At 66.7% G+C, this 264-nt stretch carries 1 pseudogene; it reads right to left on the bottom strand.

Annotated features, from left to right (window positions below):
* A pseudogene (locus SB771_RS35040) lies at positions 1 to 264 on the bottom strand (urocanate hydratase); the annotation flags it as partial.

The raw sequence follows: 264 nt of genomic DNA, 5'->3' as shown, positions 1-264 counted from the left end.
CGGCCGAGCATCGGCAGATTGAGACCCGCCTCGCGCGCGGTTTGTTGAGCGAGTTCATAGCCCGCATCCGCGTGACGCATCACGCCGGTGGCCGGATCGTTGAACAGCACGCGGCAGAGGCGCTTGTCCGCTTCGTCCGTGCCGTCGGCGACGATCACGACACCCGAGTGCTGGCTGAAGCCCATGCCCACACCGCCGCCATGATGCAGCGACACCCACGACGCGCCGCCTGCCGTATTCAGCAATGCGTTCAGCAACGGCCAG

This window comes from Burkholderia sp. SIMBA_051 (assembly GCF_046534915.1).
Taxonomy (GTDB): domain Bacteria; phylum Pseudomonadota; class Gammaproteobacteria; order Burkholderiales; family Burkholderiaceae; genus Burkholderia; species Burkholderia ambifaria.
This window is presented reverse-complemented; position numbering and strand designations above follow the sequence as displayed.